This window comes from Pantoea sp. Ae19-2 (genome assembly GCF_059801205.1).
Genome location: NZ_JBCHWE010000001.1, coordinates 1,983,375 through 2,000,689, shown reverse-complemented (window position 1 = coordinate 2,000,689; position 17,315 = coordinate 1,983,375). Strand labels below are relative to the sequence as shown.

19 protein-coding genes and 1 other annotated feature are annotated in these 17,315 nt (G+C 53.0%); of the genes, 10 read left to right on the top strand and 9 right to left on the bottom strand.

Features of this window, described 5'->3' with window-relative positions:
- Positions 1 to 49: 49 nt before the first annotated feature.
- Positions 50 to 940 (bottom strand): aromatic amino acid DMT transporter YddG, encoded by an 891-nt coding sequence (yddG, locus tag AAIE03_RS09220; protein WP_014605974.1) that lies wholly within the window; start codon positions 938 to 940, stop codon positions 50 to 52.
- Positions 941 to 1,484: 544 nt separating this feature from the next.
- On the opposite strand from yddG, the gene AAIE03_RS09215 reads away from it, so the two are divergent.
- Positions 1,485 to 3,140, top strand: coding sequence for a methyl-accepting chemotaxis protein (locus AAIE03_RS09215; RefSeq protein ID WP_210531863.1), 1,656 nt, complete (start codon positions 1,485 to 1,487; stop codon positions 3,138 to 3,140).
- A 76-nt stretch (positions 3,141 to 3,216) separates the two neighbouring features.
- On the opposite strand, the gene nadE is transcribed toward AAIE03_RS09215, so the two are convergent.
- Together nadE and AAIE03_RS09205 are read right to left on the bottom strand one after the other, a co-directional pair.
- Entirely contained in the window at positions 3,217 to 4,041 is an 825-nt protein-coding gene (gene nadE / locus AAIE03_RS09210) for an NAD(+) synthase (RefSeq protein ID WP_015700431.1), read from the bottom strand.
- Between the two features lie 117 nt (positions 4,042 to 4,158).
- On the bottom strand, positions 4,159 to 5,361 hold the full coding sequence (locus AAIE03_RS09205) for a multidrug effflux MFS transporter (protein ID WP_019105323.1): 1,203 nt from the start codon (positions 5,359 to 5,361) through the stop codon (positions 4,159 to 4,161).
- 225 nt (positions 5,362 to 5,586) lie between these two features.
- Between AAIE03_RS09205 and osmE the strand changes: the two genes are divergently transcribed.
- Positions 5,587 to 5,922, top strand: coding sequence for an osmotically-inducible lipoprotein OsmE (gene osmE / locus AAIE03_RS09200; protein ID WP_013025567.1), 336 nt, complete (start codon positions 5,587 to 5,589; stop codon positions 5,920 to 5,922).
- Positions 5,923 to 5,977: 55 nt separating this feature from the next.
- On the opposite strand, the gene AAIE03_RS09195 is transcribed toward osmE, so the two are convergent.
- The 4 genes from AAIE03_RS09195 to hxpB all read right to left on the bottom strand — a co-directional run bounded on the left by AAIE03_RS09195 (position 5,978) and on the right by hxpB (position 9,502).
- The gene (locus AAIE03_RS09195) at positions 5,978 to 6,376 is read right to left on the bottom strand and encodes a DUF6515 family protein (RefSeq protein ID WP_014605970.1); all 399 of its coding nucleotides are present in this window, start codon (positions 6,374 to 6,376) and stop codon (positions 5,978 to 5,980) included.
- A 195-nt stretch (positions 6,377 to 6,571) separates the two neighbouring features.
- A complete protein-coding gene (locus AAIE03_RS09190) occupies positions 6,572 to 7,963 on the bottom strand; it encodes an L-cystine transporter (protein ID WP_014605969.1) in 1,392 nt (463 codons plus the stop codon).
- Positions 7,964 to 8,113: 150 nt separating this feature from the next.
- Positions 8,114 to 8,704 (bottom strand): metal-dependent hydrolase, encoded by a 591-nt coding sequence (locus AAIE03_RS09185; RefSeq protein WP_015700429.1) that lies wholly within the window; start codon positions 8,702 to 8,704, stop codon positions 8,114 to 8,116.
- Between the two features lie 129 nt (positions 8,705 to 8,833).
- Entirely contained in the window at positions 8,834 to 9,502 is a 669-nt protein-coding gene (gene hxpB / locus AAIE03_RS09180) for a hexitol phosphatase HxpB (protein WP_019105322.1), read from the bottom strand.
- A 157-nt stretch (positions 9,503 to 9,659) separates the two neighbouring features.
- On the opposite strand from hxpB, the gene AAIE03_RS09175 reads away from it, so the two are divergent.
- On the top strand, positions 9,660 to 10,196 hold the full coding sequence (locus AAIE03_RS09175; protein WP_014593590.1) for a YniB family protein: 537 nt from the start codon (positions 9,660 to 9,662) through the stop codon (positions 10,194 to 10,196).
- Here the strand turns inward: AAIE03_RS09175 and AAIE03_RS09170 are convergent.
- Together AAIE03_RS09170 and ghoS are read right to left on the bottom strand one after the other, a co-directional pair.
- Positions 10,153 to 11,094 carry a fructosamine kinase family protein gene (locus AAIE03_RS09170; protein ID WP_498562959.1) on the bottom strand — a complete coding sequence of 314 codons (942 nt, stop codon included), beginning with the start codon at positions 11,092 to 11,094 and terminating at the stop codon, positions 10,153 to 10,155. The genes AAIE03_RS09175 and AAIE03_RS09170 overlap by 44 nt on opposite strands.
- Positions 11,095 to 11,172: 78 nt before the next feature.
- Complete coding sequence (gene ghoS, locus AAIE03_RS09165; protein ID WP_019105321.1) at positions 11,173 to 11,475, bottom strand: type V toxin-antitoxin system endoribonuclease antitoxin GhoS; 303 nt, start codon at positions 11,473 to 11,475, stop codon at positions 11,173 to 11,175.
- A gap of 351 nt (positions 11,476 to 11,826) precedes the next feature.
- On the opposite strand from ghoS, the gene AAIE03_RS09160 reads away from it, so the two are divergent.
- The 7 genes from AAIE03_RS09160 (at position 11,827) to pheS (ending at position 17,315) form a co-directional block, all read left to right on the top strand.
- Positions 11,827 to 12,588 (top strand): DUF481 domain-containing protein, encoded by a 762-nt coding sequence (locus AAIE03_RS09160; protein ID WP_014605966.1) that lies wholly within the window; start codon positions 11,827 to 11,829, stop codon positions 12,586 to 12,588.
- Between the two features lie 246 nt (positions 12,589 to 12,834).
- Positions 12,835 to 14,763 (top strand): threonine--tRNA ligase, encoded by a 1,929-nt coding sequence (thrS, locus tag AAIE03_RS09155; RefSeq protein WP_498562958.1) that lies wholly within the window; start codon positions 12,835 to 12,837, stop codon positions 14,761 to 14,763.
- A 3-nt stretch (positions 14,764 to 14,766) separates the two neighbouring features.
- The gene (gene infC, locus AAIE03_RS09150) at positions 14,767 to 15,318 is read left to right on the top strand and encodes a translation initiation factor IF-3 (protein ID WP_026020952.1); all 552 of its coding nucleotides are present in this window, start codon (positions 14,767 to 14,769) and stop codon (positions 15,316 to 15,318) included.
- 100 nt (positions 15,319 to 15,418) lie between these two features.
- Positions 15,419 to 15,616 carry a 50S ribosomal protein L35 gene (gene rpmI, locus AAIE03_RS09145; protein WP_004157374.1) on the top strand — a complete coding sequence of 66 codons (198 nt, stop codon included), beginning with the start codon at positions 15,419 to 15,421 and terminating at the stop codon, positions 15,614 to 15,616.
- A gap of 44 nt (positions 15,617 to 15,660) precedes the next feature.
- Positions 15,661 to 16,017: a 50S ribosomal protein L20 gene (gene rplT, locus AAIE03_RS09140; RefSeq protein WP_006118956.1), complete on the top strand. Its 357-nt coding sequence runs from the start codon at positions 15,661 to 15,663 to the stop codon at positions 16,015 to 16,017.
- A gap of 116 nt (positions 16,018 to 16,133) precedes the next feature.
- Positions 16,134 to 16,259, top strand: a sequence feature (Phe leader region).
- Complete coding sequence (pheM, locus tag AAIE03_RS09135; RefSeq protein WP_106120997.1) at positions 16,139 to 16,183, top strand: pheST operon leader peptide PheM; 45 nt, start codon at positions 16,139 to 16,141, stop codon at positions 16,181 to 16,183. Its footprint overlaps the feature before it by 45 nt.
- A gap of 72 nt (positions 16,260 to 16,331) precedes the next feature.
- The gene (pheS, locus tag AAIE03_RS09130; protein ID WP_013025578.1) at positions 16,332 to 17,315 is read left to right on the top strand and encodes a phenylalanine--tRNA ligase subunit alpha; all 984 of its coding nucleotides are present in this window, start codon (positions 16,332 to 16,334) and stop codon (positions 17,313 to 17,315) included.

The following is a 17,315-nucleotide window of genomic DNA, read 5'->3' as shown; positions in this document are numbered from 1 at the left end:
GTTGTCCATACAGTGTAACAGGCAGGTTAAACGTTCGCCAGTCTGAGATTTATAAACGTCGGGTCGCCAGCCAGCAAAGTAGCGACCCGGCGGTAATCAGGGCGACGCCCTGCCAGAAACTCACCGCCGGCACCAGGTCCAGCCACAGCGAGGCCAGCAGCGCCGAGAGCACCGGCGTGAAGTAGGATGCGGTCGCCAGCAGCGTCAGGTTGCCATGCTGGATACCATAGTTCCAGGCCGAATAGGCAAGCGCCGTCGATGCGCCCATAAACAGCACTTCTGCAGCAGCAGTCAGGCTAAACTGCATGGTTTCCTGAGGGGTGAACAACGCGAATTTGAGCCACAGCGCCAGAGCCGTCACCACAAAAAACAGGGTGACGCCGTTGCTGCCACGTGCAAAGCGGCGCGTGATGTTGTTGTAGAGTGCCCACGTTAATGCCGCAATAAACGCCAGCAGGTAGGCTGTGGGATTGCGGGTCATATTCTGCGTCATCTGGCCCAGTACATCTTCGTTGGCGCCCTTCATCACCCAGATGATTCCGCACAGGGAAAGCAGCAGTCCGGGCCATAGCCACAGGCGAAAACGCTGTTGATTAAGCGGAATGGCCAGCAGGATGGTCAGACATGGCCAGAGATAGTTGATCATCCCCAGTTCCAGCGACTGTTGACGGTTGCTGGCGAGACCAATCGCCAGCGCCAGGCAAATTTCATAGCCGACAAACAGGGTGCCGCCCACAAGCAGATAGCGCCCTGGCAGGGAGCGCGGATGGGGGATGCCGCGCGTGAGGCACAGTAAAATCGCTGTCGTGGAATAAATCAGCGCGGCGCCGCCGGTCGGGCCAAACGCCTCACTGACGCTGCGCAACAGGCCAAGGGTGGTGCTCCAGAGCAGAATCGCACTCAAACCGATTAAGGTTGCGCGTGATAAGTTAGCAGGCATAAAACTCAACGTCTAAAGGAGCCGCCAGCGGGCAGCGAGCGCGAAGTATGCTAACGGTAAGCATGTAGCCTGTCCATCAGGTATTCCGCCAGGGGAACCTGTAACAGGCCGTGCGCGGAGCAACGTTTTTCCCTCAACGCCCTTCATGAATGGCCTGATTAACAGGTTGCATAACGCCTTTTGCCGATCGCAATCCAACCCTTGTGGCTTTCCCTCTATTGACGAGCCTCGCAAGCGCATCAACCCCGCGCAGGCAAAGGGGGATGACCACAGGATTAGGTTTCATAGATTTCCGTCCGCGAGCGCCAGAACAGGGTGGAGCGTTAAGAATTGGTTAAGGATTTATTACAGTGAGTAACGATGTGTTTTTTTATGCGTCATCATAATAATAACTTATTGTTTTTAAAATAATTCATCCACGTTAAATGCTTAATAAACAATGCCTGTTTTGGGCGCTGTTATCACCTTTTTATGTCGATAGTTAAGGTCTGCGTCTGAAATTTTTAGACGAATTAACTGTTTTAATTACAACCAGGTGAAAAATATGACTATAACACAGCGGCTTTTACTGACCTTTTCTCTTCTCTGCATGGCGCTGATAACCATGGTTATCGTGGCGGTTTCTGTGGCGGACGGTTTTCAGTACCGTTTCCAGTATGTGCAGGAAAATACCCTTCCTTCTATTACTGATATCGCCAAAATGGTTGACGGCAGCAACGCCATTATCATTGCGCTCTACCATCATCAGAGCATGACCGATCCCGCTAAGCAGATGCAGATTGAGAAAGAAATCAACGGTGTCTTAAACCATATTTCGCTGCTCAACCAGAATTACCTTAAGAACGATATTTCCAGTGAGGAAGATCGACAGATGACCGAAAAGGCATTTGTCACCATTAAAAGAATTGAGGCTGATCTGCCCGCTTTTCTCACCGCCTCACGCGCACAGAACGATGCGGTTTCTTTGTCGATGCTGCAGGGTAATAGCGGTATCGGTGCGGTAACCCGACAGCTGATTAACGATTATCAGAAACAGCTGCAACTCAATGTGGATATTGGTAATCAACTCCGTAAAGAAAATGACAGCACCTATCGTCATACTTTACTCATTCTGATTGCCGGCTCAGCTTCAGCCATACTGCTTTTGGGCTTTTTTACGCTTAAAACCATTTTTGCTATTCGTCGTCAGCTCAACTCGATGCGCCACACAATGGAAGCCGCGAGCGAAAATCTGGATCTGACATTACGTGCAGATGACGCTCGCAGAGATGAAATCGGCCTGACGGCAAAGGCATTTAACCATTTGGTGGAAAACGTTGCCCTGTCCCTCAGCGCAGTAGAAAGCGCGGCGCAGTCGGTCAGCACGGCTTCCGCACAAATTTCTGCGGGCAACGAAGATCTCTCCTCCCGTACGGAAGAGCAGGCTGCCTCCCTGGAACAGACGGCTGCCAGCATGTCTGAGTTGAGTGAAACAGTGCGTCAGACGGCAGAAAATACACGACTTGCCAGCCAGCTTGCCCAAAACGCGCGTGATATCTCTGAAGACAGTGCGTCACGCGTGAAGGCGATGCTGATGACCATGGGCGATATCCGGACGAGCTCGACAAAAATTACCGATATTATCGCGTTGATTGAAGGTATTGCATTCCAGACCAATATCCTGGCGCTTAACGCGGCGGTTGAAGCGGCGCGGGCAGGCGAACAGGGGCGTGGTTTTGCCGTGGTGGCAGGGGAAGTGCGCAATCTGGCTCAGCGATCGTCTTCTTCTGCCAGGGAGATCAAAGCGCTTATTGAAGCTTCTATGCTCCATGTGGAAGCCGGCTCGAATCAGGCAGAAGGCGTGGGTAACAATATTACGCGCATGACAGACGCGGTCCGTCAGGTGACCGATTTAGTCGATGAGATTTCGGTTGCTGCAAACGAACAGTCTCAAGGGATTAATCAGGTGCACCTGGCCGTAAACCAGATGGATGATGTGACGCAGCAAAATGCCTCTCTGGTTGAAGAAGCGTCTTCTGCATCCCGTTCATTAATGGATCAGGCCTCAACCCTCAACCAGCTGGTTGCTACCTTCACGCTCGCCAAAACGCAGCGCCAGGCACCGATCCAAAGCAGCAGGGTCGGACGTGCAGACCGCGTGCCACTTCCTGCCCGCAACGCGATGGCAGCGGCGGGTGACGCTGACTGGCAGCGTTTTTAATCGGGAACCTATTACATGGCAGCGCCCGGCTACTGAGCTGACCGGGCGCGATGTTAACGGATAAAGATGAGGGGGATTATTTCCAGAAATCGTCGAAAACGGTCACAGGCGGACGACGCTTGTGCTCGGTTTTCAGGTACCAGCCTTCAATGATCTTCGCGCTTTCCGGCGCAATGGTTTTGCCTTCCAGATAGTCATCGATCATGTCGTATGTCACACCCAGCGCGACTTCATCCTGCAGGCCAGGACGATCGTCTTCAAGGTCGGCGGTGGGTTTTTTCAGATAGAGATGCTCGGGACAGCCCAGGGTTTTCAGCAACTGTTTCCCCTGACGTTTATTCAGGCGGAAGATTGGGTTGATGTCACTCCCGCCGTCGCCATATTTGGTGAAGAAACCGGTAACGGCTTCTGCGCCGTGGTCGGTACCGACCACCACACCTTTGGTCATGCCGGCAATGCTGTACTGCGCTTTCATACGTTCGCGGGCTTTTTCATTACCGCGGATAAAATCGGACAGGACGATGCCCGCGTCTTTCAGCGCCCGCTCGCTGGCCAGCACCGCTTCTTTAATGTTGACCACCAGCGAGCGATCCGGCTGGATAAAGGCCAGTGCATCCTGACAGTCCTGCTCATCGGCCTGCACGCCATAAGGCAGGCGCACCGCGATAAAGGTATAGTCTTTATCGCCCGTTTCTTGCCGAAGTTCCGTTATTGCCATTTGGGCCAGTTTGCCGGTCAGGGTTGAATCCTGTCCGCCGCTGATACCGAGTACCAACGACTTAACACCGCTGTGACGGGTTAAGTACGCTTTTAGGAAATCAACGCTAGTGCGGATTTCCTGTTGTGGATCGATAGTCGGCTTAACGCCGAGTGCGGTAATGATTTCCTGCTGCAGTGACATCAACATCTCCTCAAGTCTGTCGCTCGTTGGCACAATACAACGCCTGTTTTAACGCTAACGCGCATCCCTGTAAACAACAAGCCAAAGCGACAGCTGTTTTTATCAGGGCAGGCGGAATCACAGGGTTTTTGCACCGGATGCCGGTTTTTTCGCCAAAGCCATAAACGTCAGTATAGCCAGCATGTAGCAGCCAAAAACGGTCAGCGTCATACTGATTACTGATGTTCCTCCGATGCCCGTCACCGGTACGGCAATGGCCCCCAGGGTAAACATCGTCACGCCAATCACGGCTGAAGCGCTACCGGCGCGCTGCCCCTGGCTTTGCATCGCCAGTGAGGCCGCCGTCGTGGAAATCACGCCGTTACTGGCAACGGTAAAGAACAGGGCCAGCAGTAACAGCGGCAGGGGAGCATGACTTATTCCCGCGATCAGCAACAGGCTGGATGCCACGCCTGCCAACGTCAGCCCGCCTTTTAGCACCCGAAACTCCCCCCACAGTGGACAGAGCCGGGCGCTGGTCTGAGAGGCGATGATTAGCCCGAAACCGTTTGCGGCAAAGCAAAGGCTGAACGCCTGCGGTGACAGGCCATAACGTTCCTGCAGAACAAACGGCGAGGCGCCAATATAGGCAAACATGCCCGACATCATCAGCCCCTGCGTCAGACAAAATCCCATAAAAGGGCGATGGGTAATAACCTGGCCCAGCGCCGCATAGGCAGAAAAGACCGATCCCTGACTGCGTCGCCCGGCGGGCAGACTTTCATGCAGCTTTCCGCGCGCCAGCAGGATAAGTAAAACCGCGATACAGCCCAGCACCACAAAGATACCGCGCCAGTTCAGAAAGGTCATGAGTGCGCCGCCCAGTACAGGTGCAGCGACAGGTGCCAGGCCGTTTACCAGCATTAACAGGGCAAAAAAGCGGGTAAGTTCATGACCACTGTACATGTCACGAGCAATTGCCCGTGAGAGCACCGCACCGCCTGCGCCTGCCAGTCCCTGAAACAGGCGAGCCAGTAGCAACTGGTTAATGTCCTGCGCCAGCGCGCAGCCCACCGAGGCAATAAACAGCAGCACCAGGGACAACGTCAGTGGGCGCAGGCGGCCAAATTTATCGCTCATCGGCCCGAAAAACAGCTGCCCGGCTCCCAGACCGAGCAGCCCGGCCGTCAGGCTGAGCTGTGCCGTTGAGGTCGATGTCTGAAGATCCGTTGCCAACTGGGGCAGCGCGGGCAGGTACAGGTCAATGCACAACGGCCCCAGCGCGGCAAGCAATCCCAGTGTAATGGCATAAACCAGGCGGTTTGGTGATGAAAGCTTCATGTATCCTCTGTAGGTGAAATGTGACATTGTCACTTTTAAGGGTTGTTACCAGGGCAGGCCCGGCAAGCGTGCTGTCTCACTTATTGGCGGCTGCGCAAAGGTCATCTCGGGGCATGTTATCAAAGCATCCTGAGCGAGTTGAGTTTAAGTCTGTCATTAACTTGAAAAAAACCGTTTTATGTTCCAGGCTTTTCAGCACATGGACAAAAAACGAGGAACAACAAGATGAATAAAGTGATGGGATGTATCGCTGCGGCGCTGACGCTGGCTGCGCTCTCTGGTTGTACGACTTACGATCGTGCCGAAAGCTACGTGACTAAGCCGGTGGTTAAGGACGTCAAAAAAGGCATGACCCGCGAGCAGGTACGCCAGATTGCTGGCCCAGCTTCCACTGAAATCACCATGGTGCATGCACGTGGTACCTGCCAGACCTACGTTATCGGCGAGCGTGACGGTAAAGCCCAAACCTATTTCGTCAGCTACAACGATGTAGGCCGCGTGATGAACTACGGCTTCCAGAGCTGTGCTGAATACGACACAGACCCGCAGGTTAAGCAGTAATTAGCCGCTTTAAATAAGAAACGGCTCGCCATTGGGTGAGCCGTTTTTTTTATAGCTACAATCCTGCCGGTCGGGGCACTTCAATGTAGCTGCCGTTAATTTCCCGCTGATAGTAGTGCCCGTCCTGCACATAAAAGCGCCTGCCGTTAAAATCCAGCACTCTCATGCCCGTTTCGTAGGTTTGCACAGGCGGCTCAACCACCACGTACTCTTCTCCGTGACGCTGATAATAACTGCCGTTAAGCAGGTAATACGTTAATCCGCCAATCAATACCGCCGTTGCGGCCAGCGGCAGAACATGGAAGTGATCGGGGCCGTGCCAGCGCGGTGCCGGACCATGCCAACCTGGGCCGGGTCGCCAGTGTGGACCCGGGCCCCAGTCGCCGGGACGAGCAAACGCGTGAGTGGGCGCGACAATTGCTAGCGCCAGTAATGAGGCGATAACCGTTTTCATTAGCATTCTCCTGCAGTTATTACCTGCAGAATTCTCTTTTTGCTGCGTAAAGACAAGGGGAAATGCTGTGCATTATTGCCCGTTTACCACGCTTAACGTTTTCTTAACGGGAACAGGATGATGATGAAGAAATAAGGAGAAGATAAGACAAAAACAGAGAGAAAGACCTGGCGGTGGACGCCAGGTCTGGCGTGATTAGCTGTGCTCTAATTCACTGTGTTCGCTGCGCTCTAAAACGCGTTTATCGGTCAGGCCCAGCCAGCGACTGGTAAGCGATCCTGCGGTCATTGAGCCATTGACGTTTAACGCGGTTCGTCCCATGTCAATCAGAGGCTCAATGGAAATCAGCAGCGCGACCAGCGTGACCGGCAGCCCCATCGCAGGCAGGACGATCAGCGCGGCAAAGGTCGCTCCGCCGCCGACACCGGCTACGCCTGCTGAACTCAATGTCACAATGCCGACCAGCGTGGCAATCCACAGCGGATCAAAAGGATTGATGCCGACCGTCGGGGCGACCATCACTGCCAGCATCGTCGGATAAAGACCGGCACAGCCGTTCTGTCCAATGGTGGCACCAAATGAGGCCGAGAAGCTGGCAATCGATTCAGGTACGCCAAGGCGGCGGGTTTGCGCCTCCACGTTCAGTGGAATGCTGGCGGCGCTGGAGCGGCTGGTAAAGGCAAAGGTCAATACCGGCCACACTTTGCGGAAGAAGCGCATAGGATTGATGCCGTTGACCGACAGGAGCAGCGCATGAACCACAAACATAAGGGTCAGGCCCAAATAGGATGCCACAACAAAGCTGCCCAGCTTGATGATGTCCTGCACGTTGGAGCCGGCAACGACTTTGGTCATCAGCGCCAGCACACCATAAGGTGTCAGCTTCATAATCAGGCGAACCAGCTTCATCACCCACGACTGCAGCGTATCAATGGCGGTCAGTACCCGCTGGCCTTTTACCTCATCATCCTTGTGCAACTGCAGGGCAGCCACACCCAGGAACGCGGCGAAGATGACCACGCTGATGATGGACGTCGGGCTGGCACCGGTTAAGTCGGCAAACGGGTTTTTAGGAATGAATGACAGGATTAACTGAGGCACTGTCAAATCAGCGACTTTACCAACGTAGTTGCTCTGAATCGCGCTCAGGCGAGCCGTTTCCTGGGCGCCCTGTACCAGACCGGTCGCGTTAAGGTGAAACAGGCCGGTGACAAAAACGCCGATCAGGGCAGAAATTGCCGTTGTAAACAGCAGTACGCCGATGGTCAGAAAACTGATTTTTCCCAGTGAGGAGGCATTGTGCAGGCGGGCCACGGCGCTGAGAATCGACACGAACACCAGCGGCATCACAATCATCTGTAACAGCTGAACATAACCGTTACCCACGATGTTAAACCAGCCGATAGAGGCTTTAACGATATCGCTGTTGCCGCCATAAATCAGCTGAAGCGCGAGGCCAAAAACTACACCCAGCACCAGGCCAGTCAGAACCTTTTTCGACAGGCTCCAGTTTGCCCGGCCAAGGCGCGACAGCAAAAGCAGTAGCAGCACAAATGCCACGACGTTAAGCGTAAGAGGAATATCCATAGCAACTCCGATGTAATGCAGCATTCCCTGGTCAGGAGAGCAGCAGAGGTTTGATCGTAAAGATACGTATCCAGAAATGGTAACAGTTAGAAATCGCGCGATCTTATATCCAAATGGAATAGCTTATAACCTTACCCTTTTCCCGGGCAATTAACGCTCAGATTGCGCAGAAATGAGACGGCTAACGCCATTTTGTAAGGTGTCGAATACCTGGGCGGGCCAGCCATTTTCGCCAAATGAAGGCATCCCTACCGGGAACCACAGAGCGTAACCGATCAGGCATAAACAGAGCGCTCGCTCCAGTTGATTGCCTTTCTGGCTATTCAGTACCGGCAGGCGAAAACGCCAGCGGCAGGGCCAGAGTAGTGGAACGCCAGCGGGAGTGAGCATATCCGCCACAATATGGCTCAGATAACCGAGCGTCATGCCCTGCAATACATCGGCCGGGAGGGGCCAGCTTTTCGGGACGTTAATCTGAAACAGCCACAGGCTGGCCGCCACCGCAAGCAGGCTGTGGGTAAATCCCCGGTGACCAAAGGCCCGCGCAATAGGGTGGGACAGCCAGCGAAGCCGCTGTCCTAACAGAGATTTGGGATGATCGATATCGGGAAGCAGGCAGGTCAGTAACGTGGCCGGGATCAAATGCCACCAGTCTGCGTGCGCCATCACCGGCGTGAGTTCGGCCCGTTTGGCAAAAATAGCGCTGGCAACCGCAAAAAAGATATGGCCCTCGGCCGTCATGATAAAACCTGGCTGCAAAAACTGTCGATGCATCCAGTATAGGGATTTATCCAGTAAATGAGAACCTGTGACGCTGTAACGAAGCGTTAATTTTTTAAGCCTGTGCAACAGGTTACAACACAGGCACGATTACCCCAGTAAGTGGGCGGGCATCAGCTGTGTCAGATTGCCGAGTTTAACATCGGCCAGTGCCCAACGAGCATCTTCCTGATGGACGGCAGCCGGCACGACGATGGCGCGCATCCGTGCCGCTTTGCTCGCCACCATTCCGTTAACGGAGTCTTCCAGCGCGACGCAGTTTAACGGATCGATGCCCAGCGCCTCCGCCGCATTAACGTACACCTGAGGGTGCGGCTTGCTGTAAGGCAGGTTCTCCGCCGAAGACAGCACGTCAAACCAGGGCCGCAGGTTGAACATCTCCAGCACGGCTTCCAGCATAAACAGCGGCGAGGCCGAGACCAGGCCGGTTTTCAGCCCCTGCTGCTTACATAACCTCAGGGCCGATTCAACACCGGGCAGCAGAGGGCGTTCTGTCGCAATCAGTTCCATCACGCGGGTAATAATGCGCTGGGTAATCTCCTGCTGCGACGGACCGGTCCAGGGCAGCGTTTCATACCACATGCGCACGGTTTGATCGATGCGAAGCCCGAGCGTATCGGGCAGCGTATGACGGCGCGTTAAATCAACGTCCAGGGTGGAAAAGATATCCATTTCGGCCCGATCCCAGAGCGGTTCCGAATCAATCAGTAATCCATCCATATCAAATAAAGCAGCGTAAACCGGGCGGTGGTAAGACATAAGGCGCTCCCCTGTAAATAATCCCGCTACCTTACCACGAACGCAGGCGGGGGGTTAACGAGAGCCTTGCCGGGCGCAGCCTGCTCTTTTTTTTGGGAAAATTCCCTAAGGGCAGGTTAGACTGAAGGCTAACAGGATTTTGGGTTCAGGAGATATCATGACCTATCAACAGGCTGGCCGTATTGCCATCCTTAAACGCGTTGTCGGCTGGATAGTTTTTTTACTGGCGTTGCTCTCCACGATCATCTCACTGCTGAGTTTTCTCTTTAAACACAGTGAAAAGAAACCCGGCATTGATGCCGTGATGCTCGATTTTATTCATGTCATGGTCGATATGATTCGTTTTAACACGCCGTTTTTGAACGTTTTCTGGCACAACTCGCCCGTGCCGGAGTTTAACGGCCAGATGAACCTGGGGTTCTGGCTAATCTATATTCTGATCTTCATCGGGCTGGCCCTGGAAGCGTCAGGTGCGCGTATGGGGAGGCAGGTTCGCCATGTCCGCGAAGGCATTGAAGACCAGATGATCCTCGAACAGGCGAAAGGCAGCGAAGGGCGCACGCGTCAGCAGGTGGAAGAGAAGGTGCGCATTCCTCGTCACACCATTTTTCTGCAGATTTTCCCGCTCTATATTTTGCCCATCGTGATTGTTATCGCCGGATATTTTCTGCTTTCGTTACTCGGTTTTCTCTAACCGGCCAGGCCGGTTTAGCCTGGCCGGCCGCCAGCGCGTCGTCGTCCAGTAACTGACCTACGGCAAACTGCGCGGCCCCCAGCCAGTTGCCGCCGAACACGTTGGCCCGGTTTAGCAGATAATAAAGCTGATAAACCGGCTGGCGCTGTGAGAAGCCATCCGGCAGTGGCCAAACCTGATTATAGCCGTCGAAGATTTCTCTGGGCAGATCGTTAAACCAGCTCAGCATCGCCAGATCACATTCTCTGTCGCCCCAGTAACAGGCCGGATCAAAAATCCATGGCCCGTTCTGGCTGGCTGCGCAGTTGGCGGGCCACAGATCGCCATGCAGCAGGGAAGGTTGCGGGTGATGGGAGGCCAGGGTGCGCTGCACACGGTCGACAATCAGCTCGGCATTGCCGTAGAGAATGCCTTTCTCGGCGGCAATTTGCAGCTGCCAGCCGATACGCTGCTCTGCAAAAAAGACTGACCAGCGCCGTAGCCAACTGTTTGGCTGAGGTGTGGTGGTCAGGTTGTTATCGAAATCAAGACCAAACTGCGGTTGTTCGCTCCACTGATGCAGATGTGCCAATTGCTGGCCCAGCTGCAGTGCGCTGTGCGCATCGAGAGGCTGAGGCTTGATGTATTCCAGCAGCAGAAAGCTGTAGTCGCGATCGCTGCCCACCCCGTAGACCTCAGGGACCCGGACGGTCTGCGTACGGCGCAGCAGGGCGAGTTGATCGGCTTCCCAACTGAACAGCGAAACCTTATCGCGGCTGTTGCATTTGACAAAGACATCCTGCTCACCATAGCGAATCAGCCAGGCGGGATGCACATCGCCACCGGGGAGCTCGTGGCGTTGGGTAATATCGGCGTCACCAAATTGCTCGCTTAACAGACGACTAATGGCTGACCACATCGGGTTATCCTCTTTATTCGCTGCCTGAATTCGATTGTAACGCGTTAGCACTGCGCAAAGTCTGCGCCTGCGCACAGACTACTCTGTTGAACGTGCTGCGTCGCGCAGAAAATCGTCAAGCGTGGTGAGCGTCACGTCGGGCGTTTGTCCCAGCGCGCTTTCGCCCGCGGCAATAACCTGCTGTTTTAAATCCTCCTGCGTAAGCGTAGTCACAATGCCAAAACTGTTGGTGCCAAGCTCATGCGGGTTTCCCTTGTCATCCATCAGCGTGGTAGAAAAGCCGCCGGAGGTCATTGCCCCGGTTAACGTCAGCACCTCACTGAGACCGGTTTCCCGGTAATGAAACGTGACGACATAGCGGTGTAAATTCCCGTTGCTCATTCTGCACCTCGGTATGCTCAAATAATACACAGCGTAGTACAGGGTGAAAAAACAGGCGAATAATGAAGGAGATGAGGCGTAAAATCAGATCAATCTGTGTGCAAATTTCGCTGATATTCCAGGCAAAATCCTGTGTAAATCTTGTAAATGAAAAGATGCCATTTGCCAAAAATGGCTCTATAATGCGCGCCGAAATCAGGTTAACGCCTAGTGAATACGCGGCGTTACGCTAAAGTATGCCGTTCTGAGCGAATTCATGTTTTTTTACAAAAGTTACCGTAAATTGCATTGATCGCATTGGGAAACCCTTCAGAATCTTCGTTTTTAAAACTGCTGCACGGATCACATTTAATGAAAGCCTTTAACAAGCTGTCTGCTGTTCTTTTGCTCTCTGCCGGAGCGTTTTGTCACCAGGCGCTGGCCGATAATGCTGTCTTTACCGCAATGGATGACCCTTCAACGGCGAAAAAGCCTTTTGAAGGTTCTGCTTCTGCGGGTTACCTGGCACAAACCGGTAACACCACCAGTTCATCATTGACCGCGCAAACCAATATGACCTGGTACACAGAATCAATGGCCTACAGCTTGTGGGGTAACGCCGCAAACACCTCTGCCAACGATGAGCGTTCTTCGGAAACCTACAACCTGGGTGCCCGTTCGCGTTACAACATGAGCGCCTACGACTACCTGTTTGGTCAGGCAAGTTGGTTGAGCGATCGTTATAACGGCTATGATTCTCGTGATGTGCTGACCGCCGGTTATGGTCGCCAGATTCTGAACGGCCCGGTGCATTCACTGCGTGCTGAATTCGGTCCGGGTGTGCGTTACGACGATTACCGCGACGGCGATCATAAAACGCAGGGGCTGGCTTACGGCGCTGTGAGCTATCAGTGGCAACTTACCGACACCACTAAGTTCATTCAGGGTGTTTCCGTGCTGAGCTCGCTGGGAGAAGACACCACGGTGAACTCAGAAACGGGTTTACAGGTTGCTATTAACGATCACTTTGCCCTCAAGCTGGCCTACAACGTGACCTGGAACAACAACCCACCGGCTTCTGCACCAGACCGTACCGATACCCGAACTTCCGTCATGCTGACCTACGCGATGTAACAGGCGTCAGGATGTCTGAAAAAGCGCGGTCTGGCACAGTGCCTGGCCGCTTTTTTTCGATCTCTCTGAGGCTTAGCGACAAACGCATGGGTTTTGCTCGCGCCTGAAAACTGCTATTATCCGTCCCGCATTACACTCTTGGCGACATTCCGACAATGTGGGTCTGACATAACGCCAGGTCAATAACACTACTCAATTTTGTATGTAAGCTTTCGTGTGGCTTACCACTGCAACTAAGGACATTCTATGCCTGTAATTACGCTTGCTGATGGCAGTCAGCGCTCATACGACCGCCCTGTCAGCGTCATGGATATCGCGCTTGATATTGGTCCCGGTCTGGCAAAAGCCTGCATCGCCGGACGAGTTAACGGTGAACTGGTTGATGCGGTCGATCCCATCACCGACGACGCGTCTGTTGCCATTATCACTGCCAAAGACGAAGCGGGTCTGGAGATCATCCGCCACTCCTGCGCGCATCTGTTAGGCCATGCGATTAAGCAGCTGTGGCCAGATACCAAAATGGCGATCGGTCCGGTGATCGACAACGGCTTCTATTATGATGTCGATATCGATCGTACCCTGACCCAGGAAGACATTGAGCTGCTGGAAAAACGCATGCATCAGTTGGCCGAGACCAACTACGATGTTGTGAAGAAAAAAGTCAGTTGGCAGGAAGCGCGCGATGTCTTCGCGGCGCGAGGTGAAGTCTACAAGACCACCATCCTGGATGAGAACATCAGTCATGACGATCGCCCCGGGCTGTATCATCATGAAGAATATGTCGATATGTGCCGCGGTCCGCACGTACCGAACATGCGTTTCTGTCACCATTTTAAACTGCAGAAAATCTCCGGCGCATACTGGCGCGGCGACAGCGACAACAAAATGCTGCAGCGCATTTACGGTACAGCATGGGCAGATAAGAAACAGCTGGCGGCTTATTTACAGCGTCTGGAAGAGGCGGCGAAGCGCGACCACCGTAAAATTGGTAAGCAACTCGACCTCTATCATATGCAGGAAGAAGCGCCGGGCATGGTTTTCTGGCATAATGACGGCTGGACAATTTTCCGTGAGCTGGAAGTGTTCGTCCGCAGTAAGCTAAAAGAGTACCAGTATCAGGAAGTTAAAGGCCCGTTCATGATGGATCGGGTGCTGTGGGAAAAGACCGGCCACTGGGAAAACTACAAAGATGCGATGTTCACGACCTCTTCTGAGAACCGTGAGTACTGCATCAAACCGATGAACTGCCCAGGGCACGTCCAAATTTTTAACCAGGGGCTGAAATCGTATCGCGATTTGCCGCTGCGTATGGCTGAGTTCGGTAGCTGCCACCGTAATGAACCTTCAGGTGCTTTGCATGGCCTGATGCGTGTGCGGGGCTTTACCCAGGATGATGCACATATTTTCTGTACGGAAGATCAGCTGCGTACCGAAGTGAACAGCTGTATCCACATGGTTTATGACATGTACAGCACCTTTGGCTTTGAAAAGATTGTGGTGAAACTGTCCACCCGTCCTGAAAAGCGTATTGGTTCTGACGAAACCTGGGATCGTGCAGAAGAAGATCTGGCTGCGGCGCTCAATGAAAACAACATTGAGTTTGAGTACCAGCCGGGTGAGGGCGCGTTCTACGGCCCTAAAATTGAATTTACACTATACGATTGCCTTGACCGCGCCTGGCAGTGTGGAACGGTTCAGCTAGACTTTTCCCTGCCTAAGCGTCTGGATGCCACCTATGTGGGTGAAAACAACGATCGTCAGACGCCGGTAATGATTCACCGTGCGATTCTGGGTTCGATGGAGCGCTTCATCGGTATTTTGACCGAGGAGTTCGCCGGTTTCTTCCCAAGCTGGCTGGCGCCGATGCAGGCTGTGGTAATGAATATTACCGACGGTCAGGCAGAATATGTTGAGACTTTGACACGTAAATTGCAGAATGCTGGCATTCGTGTGAAAGCGGACTTGAGAAACGAGAAGATAGGCTTTAAAATCCGCGAGCACACATTACGTCGCGTCCCTTATATGTTGGTCTGTGGTGATAAAGAGGTGGAAGCTGGCAAAGTGGCCGTTCGCACCCGCCGTGGTAAAGACCTTGGGTCGATGGACGTCGATGTGTTTGTTGAGAAGCTGCAGCAAGAGATTCGCAGCCGCAATCTTCACCAATTGGAGGAATAAAGTATTAAAGGCGGAAAACGAGTACAACCTACGCGTCCGAATCGCATCAACAGTGAAATTCGCGCAACAGAAGTGCGCTTAACAGGCGTTGAAGGCGAGCAACTTGGTATTGTAAGTCTACGCGAAGCTCTGGAAAAAGCTGAGGAAGCGGGTGTAGATTTAGTTGAAATCAGCCCGAACGCCGAACCGCCGGTTTGCCGCATCATGGACTACGGCAAGTTCCTCTATGAAAAAAGTAAATCTTCTAAGGAACAGAAGAAGAAACAAAAAGTTATTCAGGTTAAGGAAATCAAATTCCGTCCTGGAACCGATGATGGCGACTATCAGGTCAAACTACGCAACCTGATTCGCTTTCTGGAAGAAGGCGATAAAGCCAAAATCACGCTGCGTTTCCGCGGTCGTGAGATGGCGCACCAGCAGATCGGTATGGAAGTGCTTAACCGCGTCCGTAAAGACCTGTGTGAAGATCTGGATTTGGCCATTGTCGAATCCTTCCCTTCGAAGATCGAAGGCCGCCAGATGATCATGGTGCTCGCTCCTAAGAAGAAACAGTAGGCATTCAAGTAGCAATGACCGCGCAGCGCTTGCGTTGTGCGGTTTGTTGTTCGCCTGTCTGGGTCATGTTATCAACAATGCGAAGTGGATATTTTTTAAAATGCCAAAGATTAAAACTGTACGTGGCGCGGCTAAGCGCTTCAAGAAGACCGCTTCTGGCGGCTTCAAGCGTAAACACGCAAACCTGCGTCATATTCTGACTAAGAAATCTACTAAGCGTAAACGTCACCTGCGTCCGAAAGGCATGGTGTCTAAAGGCGATCTGGGTCTGGTTATTGCCTGCCTGCCGTACGCATAAGTAAATTTTTTTAATTAATTCAGAATATTAAACAGGAGAGCTAAATGGCTCGTGTAAAACGTGGTGTAGTTGCTCGCGCACGTCACAAAAAAATCTTAAAACAAGCTAAAGGTTACTACGGTGCACGTTCACGTGTTTACCGCGTTGCCTTCCAGGCTGTTATCAAAGCTGGTCAGTATGCTTACCGCGACCGTCGTCAACGTAAGCGTCAGTTCCGTCAGCTGTGGATCGCGCGTATCAACGCAGCAGCGCGTCAGAACGGTATGTCTTACAGCCGTTTCATCAATGGTCTGAAAAAAGCAGCCATTGAAATTGACCGTAAAATCCTGGCCGACATCGCCGTATTCGACAAAGTGGCATTCACTGCACTGGTAGAAAAAGCGAAATCAGCGCTGGCGTAAGTCAGTTGAAAAAGGGAGCTTGCTCCCTTTTTTATTACCTGTAACCTGAGCAAAAGATTGACATTTTCGCCGCTGCGCATTTCAATAGTGCCGTTGGAAATCATGACAAGGTAACGCAAGCATGAATGCTGCTATTTTCCGTTTCTTTTTTTACTTTAGCGCCTGACAATCAGGGGCTTTTGCGCATAAGAAAAGAAACGAAAAATCGCGCTGAAAGCCTCCCACGTGGAGGCTTTTTTTGTTTTTGGCGCTGGCATATTGGACCGGCAGGTCCCAACAAGTACTAACCAGCCTGACTGGAAAAAGAGGAAAACATGTCCCAACTAGCAGAACTGGTGGCGAACGCCACGGCGGCCATCGACGGGGCGACCGATATCGCCGCCCTTGACGCGGTGCGCGTCGAATATCTGGGGAAGAAAGGGCATCTGACATTACAGATGACCACATTGCGTGAATTGCCAGCGGAAGCGCGTCCTGCGGCCGGTGCGGTGATTAACGAGGCTAAACAGCAGGTAACGGATCGTCTGAACGCGCGTAAAGAGGAGATGGAGTCTGCGGTCCTTAACGCCCGTCTGGCGGCAGAAACCATCGACGTTTCCCTGCCGGGACGCCGTATCGAAAACGGCGGCCTGCATCCGGTGACCCGCACCATCGATCGTATTGAAACGTTCTTTGGCGAGCTGGGCTTTGCGGTAGTGACCGGTCCGGAAATTGAAGACGATTATCATAACTTCGATGCGCTCAATATTCCGGGCCATCACCCGGCGCGTGCCGATCATGATACTTTCTGGTTTGATGCCACGCGCCTGCTGCGCACGCAAACCTCAGGCGTGCAAATTCGCACCATGAAGAACCAGCAGCCGCCTCTGCGCATTATTGCGCCGGGCCGCGTGTACCGTAACGATTACGATCAGACGCACACGCCGATGTTCCACCAGATGGAAGGGCTGATCGTTGATAAGAATATCAACTTCACCAACCTGAAAGGCACGCTGCACGATTTCCTGAACAACTTCTTTGAGGAAGATTTGCAGATCCGCTTCCGTCCTTCCTATTTCCCGTTTACCGAGCCGTCCGCTGAAGTGGATGTGATGGGTAAAAACGGCAAGTGGCTGGAAGTGCTGGGCTGCGGCATGGTGCACCCCAATGTTCTGCGCAATGTCGGTATCGATCCGGAAGTCTATTCAGGCTTCGCCTTTGGCATGGGCATGGAGCGCCTGACCATGCTGCGCTACGGCGTGACCGATTTACGCGCATTCTTCGAAAATGATTTACGTTTCCTCAAACAATTTAAGTAA